Here is a 15,563-nt window from a genome sequence, read left to right on the forward strand (position 1 = left end):
ACGGACCAGATGAGCTCTGACTTCAACGGGCAGACGGCCGTGGTAACCGGCGCCGCCAGCGGCATCGGCGCGGTCATCGCACGGCATTTCGCCGACGCTGGCGCGCATCTAGTGCTATCGGATGTCGACGAGGAGCACCTTGGCCGGGTCGCGGAAGAGATTGCAGTAACGGGGCGCGATAGGCCGATCGTCAAGGCGGGCGACCTGTCGCAGGAGCCGATCGCCGGTCACGTCATCAAGGCGGCTGTCGAAACATTCGGCGCGCTCGATATCCTCGTCAACAATGCCGGCGGTGGCATCATCAAGCCCTTCCTCGACCACACCCCCGAGACGCTCCGGACCACAATCGACCGCAACCTGTGGACCACGCTCTGGTGCACCTGGCACGCCGTACCGGTCATGAAGGCGCGAGGCTACGGCCGCATCGTCAACATCGGCGCGGATTCGGTGCGCAACGGATTGTGGGACCACGCGGCTTACAACGCCGCCAAGGGCGGCGTGCACGCGATGGCGACGGGATTGGCACGTGAGTTCGCCAAGGACGGTATCACCGTCAACGTCGTCGCGCCCTGCATCGTCAACACCCCTCAGGTGCAGCGGGCGACCCTGAAGGCGCCCAAGGCGCTGCAACGCTTCGTCGATGTAGTGCCGATGGGGCGCGCCGGTGAAATGGATGAAGTCGCCTCGATGGTCTGCTATCTGGCTTCGAGGGAGGCCTCGTTCGTTACCGGACAGGTCATCAGTGTCAACGGCGGAAGCACGATGCTGTGATGAACACCATGACAAAGGAGGTTCTTGTGGGGACGATCGCGGACTTTCCCGAAGGAGAGATCCGCCCCGCCACCATGCCTGACGGCACCAATCTGGCGGTCTATAATGTCGAGGGAGCCCTGTACGCCACCGCGGATCTCTGCACACATGGAGAGGCGTCGTTGTCGGAAGAAGGCATTCTGACGGGAAAGATCGTCGAATGCCCCTGGCACTTCGGCACGTTTGACGTAACGGACGGGAAGCCGACCGGCATGCCATGCACCGTTGCGCTGAGGACGTTCGCAATCAAGGTTATAGAGAACAACGTCTATGTCGAATTCTAGCGAATCCAAACCGCGCTCCCGCAGTACGCGGGAAGCGTCGCGCGCGCCCAGCGCGCGTCAGAAGCTGCGGTCCCGCCGGGACAGCACGGCCGAGCCAAAATATGCGCCGCGTCGGACGCAGGCGGAACGGAGCGAGACCACCCGCAAGCAGCTTCTGGACGCGGCAGTCAAGCTCATTCGCAAAAATGGCTTCGGCGGCTTGCGGACGATCGAGGTCGCCGATCTCGCGGGCGTCTCCCGCGGTGCGCTTATGCATCATTTTCCGAGCAAGCATGAACTCGTGGTCGCAGTTCTCACCTATGTCAACGAGATCACGTTCACCCAGAGTACGCGCCGGGCGCAATCGGCGCGGCGCGATGGCGGCGACCCGATCGATGGCATCATCCAGGACGCCCAGGAATTCTTTTTTGGTGACTATTTCTTCATAGAACTCGCTATTGGCATGAGCGATGACAGTACGCGCAAACTCAAGCGCGAAACTCAGCAGTTCGCTCGCCAGACGCGCTTTTCCATCGAAGCGACCTGGCTCGACACGCTGATATCATCTGGAATTCCGGAACGGCTTGCGAAGGACGTGCTCGCCCTGACCCTGAGCGTGGTCCGGGGATTTTCGGTTAGAATGCTGATCGAGAACGATCCGGAGCATTTCTCCCGCCTGCTCGGCGTCTGGCGGAGCATCATCCGGCAACACATCGAGCGCGCCATGCCGAAGCAATCGAGAAAGCGGACATGAGCGGTCAGAATTTGCCAGGTGCCCCAGCGCGCGGTCCGTTGATCGATCTCTGCTATGTCAGGCTCGCCCTCGCGCAGCCGCAAACGGCAACCGAGTTCGCAACCACTATACTCGGTCTGCAGCCGGTGCTGGCTAAGCAGGCGCTGCTGTTCCGGTCGGATCATCGTTATCACACGCTTTCGCTCGTAACGGGCGTGAGGTCGTCGGCGGGACTGGAGGTGGCGGACCAGGCGGCGCTCGAGTTTTTGGAGGCCGGGCTGCAACGCGACGGATTTCAGGTGCGCCGCGCCGAACCTGCGGAATGCGGACAGCGGTTCGTTCGCGACGCATTGATCGCCCAGGATGCCAGCGGCAACGAAATCGATCTCGTGCTGCGTCCGGCCCGGAGCGGCCGCCGTTACTTCCCAAGCCGGGACGCCGGCATCACCGGCCTGCAAGGAATCGGGTTGCGCAGCACCGCGCTCAAGGACGATTTGAGATTCTGGACCGTGATCCTGGGCGCCCAGGTCAGCGACTGGGCCGGTGACGTCACCTACCTGCGGTTCGACCACAAGCATCATCGGATCGCGCTCTATCCCTCGACACGACCCGGCATTCTCTACGTGAGTTACGGCGTCGAAAGTCTGGATGTGCTCATGCAGAGCCATTATTTCGTCCAGGAGCGGCAGATCAAAATCGTCCATGGGCCCGGCCGCGAGCCGGCGTCGGGACAGATCTTCCTGAGATTCGAAGGCCCCGAGGGTCACCTCTTTTCCTATAGCTACGGTCTCAACGACATCGATCCCAATCACCACCCGAGGCAGTTCGCCGCCCAAGCGTCATCGCTCTGCGAATGGGGTAGCGATTATCAGACTGTGCCTGAACTGAAGCTTGCGAACGATTAAATGACATTCGAGAGAATGGAGAGGCCGAATGATTGAACTGAAGGATCTCGCCTATGTGCGGCTCGGCGTGTCCAACCTCGAAGACGCGCAAAGCTTTGCGACCAGAAGCCTGGGTTTGCAAGTAGGAGAGCAATCCAAAAATTCCCTTTACCTTCGTTCCGACGATCGCGCTCACACGCTCTGCTATTTCGAGGGCGATCCTCGCGAGCAAACCGTTGCGTTCGAGGTCGTCGATGACGGCAAGCTTGAGGCCGCCGGGGCAACGCTCGATACGCTTGGCCACGCCGTGCACGCCGGCACCGCGGCCGAGTGCGCGCAGCGCAAGGTGAAGGGGTTCATCGGCTTCAACGATCCGACCGGGAACCGGATCGAGCTTGTGGTGCGCCCGGAGCGAAGCGGAAAACGCTACTTCGCCAGCCGCGATGCCGGCATTACCGGATTCAGCCATATCGGCCTTTTCACGACCGACCCCGTCCGCGATGAGCAGTTCTGGACGCAGGTCTGCAATGCCCGGGTCAGCGACCGCATCGGCGACATCGCGTTGATGCGGGTCAACGCGATTCACCACACAATGGCGCTGGCGCCAGGCCGCGGCCCCGGCGTTCACCACATCAATCACCAGGTCGAGAGCAACGACGACGTGCTCCGCTCCTACTACCACCTGAAAGGCCAGCGCGTGCCCATCGTCTTCGGCCCAGGCCGGCATCCCACATCGGGTGCACGGTTTCTCTATTTCCAAGGCCCCGACGGTATGGTGTTCGAATATTCGGTGGGCGTCGACGAAATCGAAGACGAGGAAACACACCGCCCCCGGCAATTTGGCTTCGAGCCGTCGAGCCTCTGTATGTGGGGTGCAAAGGCGCAACGTCCGGGGTGATCCGGGGCTTGGGTTTCTTCTGATCATTTCGGCTGGCTTGCCTTCGTCCTGACGTAGGGGCGAGCCTTGCTCTTGCCTCGCTTCTTGTCGCGAGGCTCAGACCTGCTCACGGCCAGAGTGCTGTCAAAGCCCTGGATTTCAGGGAAGAGCCGTCTTCTCACGCCGAAACCGCCGATCACGGCTATTCTGAGAAAAATACCAGCGGCGCCCTCAGACGAGAGATAGCGGGCTTAGACACCGGAGCGCGCCAACCCGCTAGCTTCAGGAAAACAAAATGGTAAAAGATCGTAGTCTGGCGCACAAAATTGTACGATTGGTAGCGGGGGTCCGCTACATGGCAAGACCCACTATTTCCGAAGCCCTGTTTTCCTACCGGAGGGCAGTCTAACTAGCGGTGTTGGCCGTTGGTAATGCGTCAAAAGCCACCTTTCGCACGCTATCGCCAACTCTGGTCCCAGCCCGAGACAAGCCCCATCGGCGCGATTGCGCTCAAGATCTCTTCATCGGTTAGCGTCCTCTGACGCCGGCGGCTGGCTATCCAAAAGTCAGGCGCCAGCCGGCGCGACAGTACGACGCGCGACAAGGGCGGCGGCGCGTTCAGACTAGCGATGCACCCAGCGCCATCAGCGCACCGGAAAAGCCGGTTTTGCCGAATTGATTAAGCGACATCACCGGTGGCAGCAGAAACGCATCATGGTAAGACCGGCCGAAGAGAGGATCGGCCAGCAAGCTTTCGACGAAACGGGCGGCCTGCAAAATCCGCGGCGTATCGCGCGGATCGTCCAGAAGCCGGAAATTGATGGTCGGAGGCACTTCCAGCGCGGCGTTGGTCACAGTCACGGTGCCCCGCGAACTGGGCCGCTCCTCGGGACATCAGTTCAGAGAAATGGTCCGCCGGGCCCTTGGCCCGGAGCCATCCCCGGACCTGCGTCAAAGCGGTAGTTCAAGCAGGTCCTTGCCAATCACGAGCGGGCCCGAGTACGTTTGCGCCACCGCGTCTCTCCACATTTGTTCCGTGATATTCTTATCGTCAGAAGGAACGAAATGAGTGAGAACAAGCTTTTTGACGCTCGCGGCAGTCGCAATCCGTCCGACATCCTCCGCTAAAGTGTGTGCGGCCTTCAGGTGTGTAAGCATGGTGCGCGCGTTTGGATTGCTTTCGGCGAGCCGCGCGATTGCGGGCCCATACATCACCTCGTGGATCAGATAATCCGCTCCCCGTGCGAACTCGGCGAGCGGCGGGAAAAAGGTCGTGTCTCCCGAGAACACAATCTTTCGACCGTCGCTGAGCTCAAAGCGAAGCGCAAAGCTCTCGGTGATCGGGGGGTGCAGGTTGCGAAGAGCCGTGACCTTGACGTCCGAATTGGCGAAGACATCGCCCTCCGTGTACTCGTGGGTTCGGACCAGCTTGCGCAGATCGGAGCGCCCGGAATCCACAATTCGCGTCTCGATGTCGAACTGGTTGGATCGCCAATACGCGTCGAGCTGATCGTGGGTCCCGGCAGGACCGAAAACGTCGACTTCGTGGCCAAGACCCGTCACCCATGCGTTATAGATCAGCGGACCGAGGTCGAGATCATGATCTGAATGGTGGTGCGTAATGAAGATGCTACGCAAGGCGGGCAAAGGAAGGCCGGCGGCGACAACCTTGAAAGTCGCGCCATATCCGGCGTCGATCACATAGGGGATATTCTTGTAGACGAGAAGGTTGGCCCAAGGGCTGGGAGTATATCCGCGGATCGTCGGTCCTCCCTTGGTCCCGAGCAACACGATACGGTCGGAGCCGTTGATTGAATTCTGTGCGCTTGCTCCAAGAGGCTTCGAGCAAAGCAGGGCGAGGCCGGAGAGGCCCCCGGCGAGAATATTTCTCCTCGTCCATGGCCTCCGATCGAGAGCGCATAGTTCGAGCAGCTCGCTGATGGAGGATTCGCTGCTGTTCGTCATGAGATTAGGTCCGCAAATTGCGGCTCCGACGGTTTCCGTCGGAGCCCGAAAGACATCGTATGATCAGAAATTCCGCTGCACGCGAAGGCCACCGACAACCGTGCTCTGATCTTTGAACGCGTACACTCCAGCAGGCTTGGTCCCGATCGCGGGGAGAGTGATGGTGCCTGAATTGTTCTGATCGAGACGGCTCCACATGAGCTCAGCCGAGAAGGTTAGTCCGGTGACAGGTGTCCATCGCGTCGTGGCGCCGAGCTGGGCAATATTGAAATTCGGGTTGCACGTGCCGACGATTGAAGCCATCACAGCCGCATTGCAAATGAGCCCCCTCCCCCTCGATCCCCAGTTAAGTGATGTATACGCACCGAAGATCGACGTATTCCAGAACGGATTCCAGTTATGGGTATAGGCGCCACGGAGGCCCCAAAGATCCGATTTCGAGATGCTGGTGCCGGTTGCAACACTCGTCCCGGAGAAAACGCCGTCACCGGCGGCTCCGAAGGCGATGCTCTGATATGCACCTGGGACGCTTGTGCCGCCATACATAGCGAAGCTGTTTCCACTAACACCGCTAACAATGTAGCGGCTTGCGCCGTTCGCAATACCAACAGACACGTTGATCGTGTCTCCCGGCCCCGTCGGAATGTGCTTTATCGACAACGCAAGTTGTCCGGCCCAGCCCCATGCGTCGATTGGGTGCCCTGACGTTTCTGTAGGACCGTAGTAGGCCGAGTGACTATCGTGCGCAGCAACCGAAGCCTGGAACAGACCCCAGTGCTGGTCAACTCGAAGCTGGCCGATAACGTCCGGAACCCGCGTCCCTCCATAAGAGTTCGCACCGAGAACGCCAGTTGCGTAGAGGGCTGGCGTTTCAGCCGACATATTGCCCAATTGCGACGCGCGGTACGAGGCTTGATCCTCTAGCGAGACGGAGGCCGTTACACCACTACCGAAGTCCGCAGTGTAAGCCGCTAGATTAATACCAGTCTGATCGTCATATCCGCCGAGCACGAAGGACCCGATGTTTCCTGGATAACCACTCCACGGAGCGTCAAATTGCGAGACGGTTCTTCCAAACGTGAATCCCGCGAACTGAATGAACGCCCTCGGCAAATCGAGCGATACGCCGCTAGAGGCGTCCGAGCCAGTCGTATACTGAAACGTCCCCTCATAATAGGTACGGACCAGGCCATATTCGGTGGCAGTACGCGTGTCGATGTTGATGTTCTGGCGCGCTCTCAAAACGTAATAATTCCTAAGGCGATTCGCCTGGCCCGAATTGCCCACCCATGACGGGCTCTCGAAAGGTCCATTGCCATTGAGCGTCGCATCTTGCCGCGAATACCCGCCTATTTTCACGCAAGTGTCGGTGCCCGGCATGTAGTAGAAACCCGCTCCATAGGTCGAGCAGATCTTCACGTACTCGACTGCTTTGGCTTTCACAGGCAGGTCGGCAGCTTGCGCCCCGCAGGCTGTGAACAAGCCGACAGCTGAACTCACGGCAAAACGGTTGATTGTTCTCACAAAAACTCCCCCTGTTTAGTCGGTCTTAAGTCGCACCGACGGGCGCCATCGACGTATCGACACATGTGGAGATAGACCCCCGTCGGTCTCTCGCGGCCAACGCTTGCTTCTTGAATCAGCGACCCGCGCCCCGATCGCGAACGTATTTGCCGCAATCTCGATTGACCAAATCAAATGAGTTTGCACTTGCACAATCGCGACGGCCGGCGACTCTAGACGGGCCACGGACCGTTCGAGGTGCCGCGGCCCCACGCAAAAACTCCGCTTGCGCGTCTGCCCCGACAAGCGAATCCCTGCGCCAGGCGTTCGACGCACGGATCAGACGCCATCGAAATTGCAAATGTCGACGCGTTCGCGAAGGGCTGCTGGAATCCGCGTGCACGGCTTAGCGCGCGCCTTGCTCTTGCAACGGCTTGATCAGCTCGCCGTTCGGCCCCACCGCCGAGACATCATCACGGATGACGAAGGACATCAGATCGCGACCAATCACCATCGGTCCCTGATATGTCGCGCGCGTCCGCTCAACAAGCGCCTGTTCCGGCACGTCCTGCACAGGCGTCTTCGTTGCAAACACGATATGCGAGTAAACCGCCAGCTTCGGTTTCGCCAACGAGAAAATTCGCCCGACCTCTTCTGGAGAGCTGTGGTGTGCTTCGATTTCGCGGTAGGAGGGATAAGTCTTGGAAAGCTCGGGCTCGATGATGGCGACCTCGTGGATCAACAGATCGGCCCCCTTTGCGGCATTTGCTACTCGTTCGTCATATTTTGTGTCGCCGGACAGGACGACCTTCTTGCCGTCATACTCAATCACGTACCCGAAGGCCGGCTTGATCTTCTCGCCGTGGTTGACTTCAATGGCGGTCACTTTCACGCCGTTTTTCTCGTAAACAAGGCCAGGCTGGATGTCCTTGGCATCGAACGCCACACCTTCCGGCGGCAGATGTTCGTCATCTTCGCGGATGCGTATGTCCTCGGAGAACGCTTTGGTCAGGTTTTGCGTCATAGCGACGATTCCGGTCGGCCCAAAGAGCACCATCGGCGATTTTCGTGACGCCCAAGGCGTCGCGATCCAGCCGCTCAACCAGAGGTCCGGCAGACCGACGATATGGTCTGAGTGCAGATGGGTGATGAAATGAGCGGTAATCGCACCAAGCGGAATTCGCTTCTGAAAGAGGCGAATGGTCGAACCGCGACCAATGTCAAAAAGCAATTTTTCGGGCCCGGCCTCGACCAGCGTGGACGCACTGAAGCTTCCGATCCGTGGCGTCGGCGTGCCCGTTCCGAGCAGCGTGACCTTCATCTCGTTCGCAGATGAACCGTGAGCCCAGAGCAGCGTGCCGGCTGCAATGATCGACGCGACTGCCTTCAACATGGTATTCTTGATTCCACTCTTGTTGTTTCGAGACCGGCGATGCCTCTGGGGTGCCGTCAAGTTTCGAAGCGCGCTCCTCAGCAGAGGCGCTTCGACCCACGGGTCACGGCTTCTGCAGGTCGTTCTTTTTGTCGCGGACACGTTTCGACCCGCAGCGACCCTATCGCCCGTCTGAACACTTGACCAAGTCAAACGTGTTTGCAGTCGCACAATATTGCTGGCGACGGTCGACGCGTCAGGTTACCGTTCAAAGGTGATTGCCAATCGCGGCAGGGTCATAAATGTCGCCTCATCAACGCCCCCCAACAAACCCGACTGGCCAGAACGCCGCATTTGTCATGAAGAATCCGAGAAGCATCGACGAGTTGATCGCGTTCCGTATCTACAATTTGGGAAAACTTGCGGCGCGCGGTGCGGGAATCATGCTCCGGCGGGAATTGGGGATCAGCCGGCGAGACTGGCGCATTCTAGCTTACGTCGCACAACATCCCGACATGAGCTTGAGCGAGCTATCGCACGTCGCCGACATCGAGCCGGAACTTGCAAGCCGGGGCGTCGCCAAACTTGTCGCAGGTGGAATCATCGCCAAGACCCGGCTGCAAACCAACAAGCGCCTGCTTGTGCTCTCGCTGACAAGTGCCGGGCGCGCGCTGTACGAGCAGGCGCAAACGAAAACCAGATCGTACAACGTAGACTTGGCGACTTGTCTGAGCGATCAGGAGGCGGAGGCTCTAGACCTTCTGCTGAAGAAGCTCTCCGAGCGCGCCACTGAGCTCACTCAACAAGAACTTGCTCTGGGCGGCTCGGACGATGCCGTCGACTAGTTCCGGAATTGGTGCGCTGCGCCGAGATGAAGTTGAAATCGCATTGGTGGTGCAACCTTCTCCAGCTGCCCGTCGGGCTTGCCTGAGAGTGGAAAATCGTAGTCTGGCGCACAAAATCGTACGATTGGCAGCGAGGGTCCGCTACATTGCTAGACCCACTATTTCGGAAGCCCAATTTTCCTACCGGAGCGCAGTCTAACTCCCGACGTGGACCCTTGGCAGTCCGTCAAAAGCCGCCGTTGGTACGCAATCCATCGCCAGCTTTGAAATGATCCCTGAGTAGGTTCAAATCCTGGAGGCGCAACCACTGATACCGACATTCGGTTCAGGTTGCGATCTAACTAATTGGCGACATTTCCTTTTCTGCATTTCAACCTCGATCGGCATGAGCTTTGCCCGCGCTTCGATCGTTTGATCTCTCCTCCGAACCTACGCTCACAAGCTACGGCTTGCGCGGTGACTAGGAGAAAACATCGGTGGATTCGCTGCAATGTCGGGCTCGCGCGCCCCAGCGATTAACCCCGGCCGTCGAAGCGGTCCGATACGCTGGAAAACAACGCGATGGCGGAGAGAATGTCGGTCAATCCCCATTGAAAGACAACGCGTTTCCGACCTTGCTAGACCAAAACCCACCACTTGAGCTACGGCCGGAAACGGGAGTTTCGTCCCGACGAGAGTCAATTCGATTACGAATCCAGGCGGGTTCAGCGCCCGGCCGCCCCTTCAGGCGCAGAACCGGCCGTCACCGTCGGCCATCTGCACCAGCATGCGCGGCGGCAGAAAGCGGTCGCCGCATTTCGCCGCCAGCTCAGAGGCGCGTCGTGCGAAGTTTTTCGCGCCGATCATGTCGATGTACTGAAGAGGTCCACCGGTCCATCTGGGATAGCCGATGCCGAGCACCGCGCCGATATTCGCATCACGCGAGGACTCGACGACGTTCTCCTCGAGACAGCGCACAGCTTCGATGGCCTGGATATGGAGGAAGCGGTCGGACAATTCCTGCAAAGGAGGCTGCCTCGAGCTCGGTGGAAATTCACGACGCAAGCCGGACCAGATTCGCTTCTTCCCACCGGCAGGATATTCATAGAAGCCGCCGCCACCGGCCCGCCCCGGCCGCTTCAACACGTTGACCATCCTGTCGACGACGGCCCAATGCGGATGGTGCGTCGTCGGCCGCCCCTCGGCCTCGAGGTCGGCAATCGTCTGAAGGCGAACGCTCCAGGCCAGCGCAAGTGATGTCTCATCCATGACCGCGAGAGGGCCGACGGGCATCCCGGCCCAGATCGCTGCGTTTTCGATTGTCCCGGCATCGACGCCCTCGGCAAGCATGGCGCCGGCTTCGCGCGTGAAAGTTCCGAACACGCGGCTGGTGAAGAAGCCGCGGCTATCATTGACCACGATCGGCGTCTTCTTAATCTGCCGCACGAAGTCATAGGCGCGGGCCAAGGTCTCCGCCGACGTCCGGGCTCCCCTGACGATTTCGACGAGCGGCATCCGATCGACTGGGGAAAAGAAATGCAGGCCGATGTAGTTTGCGGGACTGGCCGAAGCTTGCGCGAGACCGCTGATGGGCAGCGTCGATGTATTGGACCCCAGGATGCCTCCGCACGCCAGATATCGCTCGGCCTCCTGAGTCACGCTTCGCTTGAGTTCACGGTCCTCGAACACGGCCTCGATGATCAATTCCGATCCCGCCAGATCGCTCGTCGTTCCCGTCGGCGTAATCAAGGCAAGTACGGCGCTCATCCGGTCGGCCGATAGCCGACCCTTCTCAACCTGCTTTTGCAGAACATCGGCGACTTTTGATTTGGCTTGATCCGCCCGCTCGTGCGTCACATCCTTAAGGACGACGGCAATACCACGCTGGGCGGCAACTTGGGCGATGCCGCGGCCCATCAGTCCGGCCCCCAACACGCCGATTCGTCCGAAGCTCGCGCCGGGAATGCCCTCCGGCCTGCTCTTGCCTGCCTTGACGTCGTTCATCTGGAAGAAGAAGGTCCGGATCATGTTCTTGGCGACGCCACCAACCGCGACCTTCGCCAGGTAACGGCTCTCAATCCGGGATGCCGTGTCGAAATCAACGATTGCGCTTTCGACCGCCGCCGACATCGCGGCTTCCAGGGCTGGATAACGCTGGCGGTTCTTCGTCATCAGCAGCATGGGTGCGGTTCGCAGCCAGGCCAGCGGCGCCGCGGCCGTAGGCGTCGATCCTGGAATGCGAAACCCTTTACGATCCCAAGGTTGGAAGGCCTCGGGATTCTCCAGTATCCAGCTGCGTGCCTTCGCGAGAAGTTCATTCTTGTCGCGCGCGAGGCCGCTCAACAATTTCAGTTCAAGGGCGCGCTGCGGACCGAAAACCGCCCCGTCGAGAATGAGCGGCATCGCAGCCTCGAGCCCCAGCATGCGGACCAGCCGCACGATGCCTCCGGCCCCCGGAATTAGCCCGAGGCTGGTCTCCGGAAGCCCGAGCTGGAGGCCTCCGTCATTGATGGCGAAGCGCGCATGACACGCGAGAGCGAGCTCGAAGCCGCCGCCGAGCGCAGCACCACTGATGGCTGCGACCATGGGCTTTCCCAGCTTCTCCAACCGGCGCATGGTCGCCTTGGCGAATTCGGCGCGCGCGAACAGCGCGACTGCATCATCTGCGGCGAGCAGACTCTTGAGATCTCCGCCGGCAAAAAAGGTCGGCTTGTTCGAGGTGAGGATGACCCCGATGATACTCTCGCGATCCTGTTCGATGCGCTCCACAGCCGCGCGGTAAGCGTCACGGAACGCCTCCGTCATGGTGTTGGCGGCCTCGCCCGGCATGTCCATGGTCAGCGTGACGATGCCTTGATCATCCTTGGCATAAGCGATGGCGGTCATTCCGGGTCCCCGATCAAACGCGTTCAATGACAGTTGCGACGCCCATGCCGTCGGCCGCGCACAACGTGACGACGCCGCGCCTGAGCTGTCGGCGCTCGAGTTCGTCAAGCAGCGTTCCGAGCAACATGCAGCCGGTTGCTCCCAGGGGATGCCCGAGAGCAATCGCTCCACCGTTGACGTTCACCCTCTCGAGCGGGACCTTCGTTTCGTCAATGAAGCGCAATACGACGCTGGCAAAGGCCTCGTTGACCTCGTAGAGATCGATGTCGTCGAAGCTGAGGCCCGCCTTGCCGAGCGCGGCTTGCGTGACCGGGGCAGGCCCGGTCAACATGATCGTCGGCTCGACGCCAAGCGCGGCAGTGGCGATGATCCGCGCACGTGGCTTCAGGCCGAGAGCGCGTCCCTTTTCAGGGCTGCCGACCAGAATGAGAGCGGCACCGTCGACAATTCCCGAGGAATTTCCAGCCGTATGAACGTGCCTGATCTCGTCGAGGTGAGGATATTTCGACTGCGCGATCGCATCGAAACCGCCGAATTCGCCCATCTCAGCAAATGACGGTTTGAGCTTCGCCAAGCCTTCCACGGTCGCGTCAGCCCTGATCGCCTCGTCCGCCGCAAGCAGGATGATGCCGTTGATATCGCGCACCGGGACGAGAGATCGGTCGAAGTGCCCTTCGTCGCGCGCCTGAGCTGCCAGGCGCTGCGAACGCAGCGCGTACCCATCGACATCCTCTCGCGTGTGGCCGTCCTGCGTCGCCAGCAGATCGGCACTTACGCCCTGCGGAATCATCTTCAGCTCGAACGACAGCCGCGGCTGATGGTCACGCACGCTCGGTGCCGTGCCGATGCCCATGCGCGACATCGATTCGACACCGCCCGCCACAACCAGCTCATCCCACCCTGAGCGGACCTTCTGCGCCGCAAGGTTCGCCGCGTCCAGGCCCGAGCCGCAGTATCGGTTGAGCTGCAACCCAGGTCCTTGCCAATCCCATCCTGCTGCGAGCGCAGCCGTCTTGGCGATGACGCCTCCCTGCTCTCCATACGACTGCACGCAGCCGATCAGGACGTCGTTGATCTCGGCTGTGTCGAAATGCATGCGTCGCTCGAGCTCGTGCATGAGGCCGGCCAGCAGCTGCACCGGCCCGACCTCGTAGAGCGCGCCGTCGTGCCGTCCCTTGCCGCGAGGTGTGCGGATTGCGTCAAAGATGATCGCTTCGGTCATCACCAGTTCCCCTTGTGACGTTCAATCATGCGCGACCATACTGCGCCGCTCACCTTCGCATCGCGTATCGGATCGGCAGGTGCTTTAGACCGCTCACCACGCTCCCCTCGATCCAAGCCGCCTCACCGGCAAGCTAAGACGTGCTCGACCCTGCTTAGACGTCAAGCTCCGCAAAACTGCGATTCCCATCTCCACACTCTAACTAAAATCCAGATGCCGGCGCCATCAACGTTTTGGTCTCACGCCAAACGCAGAAAGTATTGGACGAGTTGTCTTCGTTTTCCAAATCTGCCGACCAAGAGCGGCGTTACGCGAAGGATTAGTGTCGAACTTGCATCGATACGAACAGTTCTCGCCGCTGAGAGAACGCCCAACGCCCGTCATGGGCAGAACGAGGAAATGTCTAATGGAGGAGTTGGTCAGGCTCGATGGCCGTACAATTGTCGTTACCGGTGCTGGACAAGGGATCGGCAAAGCGATCACTGAGCTTGCTGTCACCCTCGGCGCCCAAGTAGTGGCAGTTGATATCAACGGTTCCTTGCTGGACGACGCACTGAAACCTCTCGCTTCGGCACGCGTGATGAGGGTGGTCGGTAGCGTTACCGAAGCAAACTTGGCATCACGAACTATAGATGATGCCGTTGAACGCTTCGGCGCCGTTCATGGGCTGGTCAACAATGCAGGAATCACTCGACCAGCGATGATCGAGAAAATGTCTGCGAAACAGTGGCACGACGTTATCGATGTACACCTCACCGGGTCATTCTATTGGCTACAGGCCGTTGGCAGGCACATGATTGATCGTGCCAAAACCGGCGACGACGCGGGAGGAGCTATCGTTAATATTTCGTCGGATGCCGGTCGCAAGGGTTCCGTCGGGCAGATCAACTACGCCGCAGCAAAGGCCGGTCTGCTCGCCATGACGATGACCGCTGCCCGAGAATGGGGCAAATTCAACATTCGAACAAACTCCGTCTGCTTCGGCGTGGTGGAAACGCCAATGACCGAGGTGATACGCGGAGAACGATTTCGCGACGGCATGTTGGCGCAGATACCACTAGGGCGCTGGTCTTCGCCCGAGGAAGTTGTTCGAACGGTAATATTTCTCCTCTCCGATGCATCCTCCTACACAACGGGCCAGCACATCGGTGTAAATGGCGGGTTTCACGTTAGCTTGTAATCTGGCCCGCACCTCCTGGAAGACAAGTGAACTTGGTCGAGCACGATCATTCTGAACGTTACTTCTAGTCGAACCACCCTCTCGAGGCCGAGGTAGTACAAACGGATGAAACCGGAAGTCTTTCAAAGCGGACTTGGCTTCGTGGAGGGGCCGGCGTGGCGCTCTCCATTCGAATTGTTCGTCACCTCCATCTCTCACGGGTGCATCTATGTGCTGGGCTCGACAGGCCAGGTGGTTCGCAGGATCACCACCGGCGGCGGACCGAACGGTTTGGTACTTGGCAATGACTCGATTTTTGTCGCGCAAAATGGTGGGATATTCGGCGCGCCAGCCAAGACGGCGGCTTGCATCCAGCGCATCGATTTCGAAGCTGCAACGATCTGCCCGTTGTTCGCCGAACATTGCACCGCGCCGAATGACATTTGCTTCGGCCCGGACGGACGATTGTACTTCAGCGACCCGCAATCCGAGAAGGGAATTCTAGAGCCGATTCTAGGCAAACTCTTAGCTGGCGACATAAACACCGGACGAGCCGAGGTGATAGCCGAAGGAAGCTATTTCCCCAACGGTCTCGCCTTCAATGCTGATGGCTCGAAACTCTTCCTGACGCACACTCATACCCGTCTAGTTGAACGTTTCTCAGTGTGGGACGGCAATTTGACGTCGGACGGGATGTTTTGCCAGCTCGCGAAAGGGCGGCCAGACGGGCTTGCGATCGACCTCGAAGGCAATCTTTGGATTTGCACGCCTGCGACCGGCGGCTTGGAAATCTTCTCAAAGAACGGTTTGCCGATTCGGCGCTTAGAATTTGGGGAAGGTACCATGACCACCAATTGTTGTTTCGGAGGTGATGACATGAAAACACTGTTTGTAACGGCAGCGGGCATCGGCACTGTGTTAACCTTGCCCGTGGACGTGCCAGGCTTGAGATTGCGATCAGGCGGACGAGACACGCGCCTCAACAGCTGAGGCGATACGTTCGCAAAGCGCACGCCTGGCCCCCAAGAATGCTGAGCGGCGTCAACCTTCATGGCCGGCGGCTCA

14 protein-coding genes are annotated in these 15,563 nt (G+C 59.6%); 8 read left to right on the forward strand and 6 right to left on the reverse strand.

Features of this window, described 5'->3' with window-relative positions:
• Positions 1 to 9: 9 nt before the first annotated feature.
• The 5 genes from ACR9YP_RS34810 to ACR9YP_RS34830 are packed head-to-tail and all read left to right on the forward strand — an operon-like array spanning position 10 to position 3,588.
• Positions 10 to 771 (forward strand): SDR family NAD(P)-dependent oxidoreductase, encoded by a 762-nt coding sequence (locus ACR9YP_RS34810; RefSeq protein WP_474218042.1) that lies wholly within the window; start codon positions 10 to 12, stop codon positions 769 to 771.
• Positions 771 to 1,094 (forward strand): non-heme iron oxygenase ferredoxin subunit, encoded by a 324-nt coding sequence (locus tag ACR9YP_RS34815; protein WP_474218043.1) that lies wholly within the window; start codon positions 771 to 773, stop codon positions 1,092 to 1,094. The genes ACR9YP_RS34810 and ACR9YP_RS34815 overlap by 1 nt, the downstream gene beginning before the upstream one ends.
• Positions 1,081 to 1,827, forward strand: coding sequence for a TetR/AcrR family transcriptional regulator (locus tag ACR9YP_RS34820; RefSeq protein ID WP_474218044.1), 747 nt, complete (start codon positions 1,081 to 1,083; stop codon positions 1,825 to 1,827). Before ACR9YP_RS34815 ends, ACR9YP_RS34820 begins: the two co-directional genes overlap by 14 nt.
• The gene (locus ACR9YP_RS34825; protein WP_474218045.1) at positions 1,824 to 2,711 is read left to right on the forward strand and encodes a VOC family protein; all 888 of its coding nucleotides are present in this window, start codon (positions 1,824 to 1,826) and stop codon (positions 2,709 to 2,711) included. The genes ACR9YP_RS34820 and ACR9YP_RS34825 overlap by 4 nt, the downstream gene beginning before the upstream one ends.
• 28 nt (positions 2,712 to 2,739) lie before the next feature.
• On the forward strand, positions 2,740 to 3,588 hold the full coding sequence (locus tag ACR9YP_RS34830; RefSeq protein WP_474218046.1) for a VOC family protein: 849 nt from the start codon (positions 2,740 to 2,742) through the stop codon (positions 3,586 to 3,588).
• A gap of 597 nt (positions 3,589 to 4,185) precedes the next feature.
• Here ACR9YP_RS34830 and ACR9YP_RS34835 read toward each other — a convergent pair.
• The 4 genes from ACR9YP_RS34835 to ACR9YP_RS34850 form a co-directional block, all read right to left on the reverse strand.
• The gene (locus ACR9YP_RS34835; protein WP_474218047.1) at positions 4,186 to 4,428 is read right to left on the reverse strand and encodes a hypothetical protein; all 243 of its coding nucleotides are present in this window, start codon (positions 4,426 to 4,428) and stop codon (positions 4,186 to 4,188) included.
• Positions 4,429 to 4,518: 90 nt separating this feature from the next.
• Positions 4,519 to 5,532 carry an MBL fold metallo-hydrolase gene (locus ACR9YP_RS34840; protein WP_474218048.1) on the reverse strand — a complete coding sequence of 338 codons (1,014 nt, stop codon included), beginning with the start codon at positions 5,530 to 5,532 and terminating at the stop codon, positions 4,519 to 4,521.
• Positions 5,533 to 5,595: 63 nt separating this feature from the next.
• Entirely contained in the window at positions 5,596 to 7,056 is a 1,461-nt protein-coding gene (locus ACR9YP_RS34845) for a porin (RefSeq protein ID WP_474218049.1), read from the reverse strand.
• Between the two features lie 385 nt (positions 7,057 to 7,441).
• Positions 7,442 to 8,428, reverse strand: a complete 987-nt coding sequence (locus ACR9YP_RS34850; RefSeq protein ID WP_474218051.1) for an MBL fold metallo-hydrolase — start codon at positions 8,426 to 8,428, stop codon at positions 7,442 to 7,444.
• Positions 8,429 to 8,766: 338 nt separating this feature from the next.
• Between ACR9YP_RS34850 and ACR9YP_RS34855 the strand changes: the two genes are divergently transcribed.
• A complete protein-coding gene (locus tag ACR9YP_RS34855) occupies positions 8,767 to 9,252 on the forward strand; it encodes a MarR family winged helix-turn-helix transcriptional regulator (RefSeq protein WP_474218052.1) in 486 nt (161 codons plus the stop codon).
• A 723-nt stretch (positions 9,253 to 9,975) separates the two neighbouring features.
• Here ACR9YP_RS34855 and ACR9YP_RS34860 read toward each other — a convergent pair.
• Together ACR9YP_RS34860 and ACR9YP_RS34865 are read right to left on the reverse strand one after the other, a co-directional pair.
• Positions 9,976 to 12,117 (reverse strand): 3-hydroxyacyl-CoA dehydrogenase NAD-binding domain-containing protein, encoded by a 2,142-nt coding sequence (locus ACR9YP_RS34860; RefSeq protein ID WP_474218053.1) that lies wholly within the window; start codon positions 12,115 to 12,117, stop codon positions 9,976 to 9,978.
• A 13-nt stretch (positions 12,118 to 12,130) separates the two neighbouring features.
• Positions 12,131 to 13,339 (reverse strand): acetyl-CoA C-acetyltransferase, encoded by a 1,209-nt coding sequence (locus tag ACR9YP_RS34865; protein WP_474218054.1) that lies wholly within the window; start codon positions 13,337 to 13,339, stop codon positions 12,131 to 12,133.
• 406 nt (positions 13,340 to 13,745) lie between these two features.
• On the opposite strand from ACR9YP_RS34865, the gene ACR9YP_RS34870 reads away from it, so the two are divergent.
• A complete protein-coding gene (locus ACR9YP_RS34870) occupies positions 13,746 to 14,519 on the forward strand; it encodes an SDR family NAD(P)-dependent oxidoreductase (RefSeq protein WP_474218055.1) in 774 nt (257 codons plus the stop codon).
• Positions 14,520 to 14,624: 105 nt separating this feature from the next.
• Positions 14,625 to 15,488 (forward strand): SMP-30/gluconolactonase/LRE family protein, encoded by an 864-nt coding sequence (locus tag ACR9YP_RS34875; RefSeq protein WP_474218056.1) that lies wholly within the window; start codon positions 14,625 to 14,627, stop codon positions 15,486 to 15,488.
• Positions 15,489 to 15,563: the final 75 nt, after the last annotated feature.

The sequence above is a fragment of the Bradyrhizobium sp. BR14999 genome, from assembly GCF_056106085.1.

What these genes read in the sequence shown, in the direction of transcription:
- ACR9YP_RS34870 (WP_474218055.1), top strand. Translation starts at nt 13,746, where the DNA reads ATGGAGGAGTTGGTCAGGCTCGATGGCCGTACAATTGTCGTTACCGGT.
- ACR9YP_RS34840 (WP_474218048.1), bottom strand. Translation starts at nt 5,532, where the DNA reads ATGACGAACAGCAGCGAATCCTCCATCAGCGAGCTGCTCGAACTATGC.
- ACR9YP_RS34820 (WP_474218044.1), top strand. Translation starts at nt 1,081, where the DNA reads ATGTCGAATTCTAGCGAATCCAAACCGCGCTCCCGCAGTACGCGGGAA.
- ACR9YP_RS34850 (WP_474218051.1), bottom strand. Translation starts at nt 8,428, where the DNA reads ATGTTGAAGGCAGTCGCGTCGATCATTGCAGCCGGCACGCTGCTCTGG.
- ACR9YP_RS34810 (WP_474218042.1), top strand. Translation starts at nt 10, where the DNA reads ATGAGCTCTGACTTCAACGGGCAGACGGCCGTGGTAACCGGCGCCGCC.
- ACR9YP_RS34855 (WP_474218052.1), top strand. Translation starts at nt 8,767, where the DNA reads ATGAAGAATCCGAGAAGCATCGACGAGTTGATCGCGTTCCGTATCTAC.
- ACR9YP_RS34865 (WP_474218054.1), bottom strand. Translation starts at nt 13,339, where the DNA reads ATGACCGAAGCGATCATCTTTGACGCAATCCGCACACCTCGCGGCAAG.
- ACR9YP_RS34815 (WP_474218043.1), top strand. Translation starts at nt 771, where the DNA reads ATGAACACCATGACAAAGGAGGTTCTTGTGGGGACGATCGCGGACTTT.
- ACR9YP_RS34860 (WP_474218053.1), bottom strand. Translation starts at nt 12,117, where the DNA reads ATGACCGCCATCGCTTATGCCAAGGATGATCAAGGCATCGTCACGCTG.
- ACR9YP_RS34830 (WP_474218046.1), top strand. Translation starts at nt 2,740, where the DNA reads ATGATTGAACTGAAGGATCTCGCCTATGTGCGGCTCGGCGTGTCCAAC.
- ACR9YP_RS34825 (WP_474218045.1), top strand. Translation starts at nt 1,824, where the DNA reads ATGAGCGGTCAGAATTTGCCAGGTGCCCCAGCGCGCGGTCCGTTGATC.
- ACR9YP_RS34875 (WP_474218056.1), top strand. Translation starts at nt 14,625, where the DNA reads ATGAAACCGGAAGTCTTTCAAAGCGGACTTGGCTTCGTGGAGGGGCCG.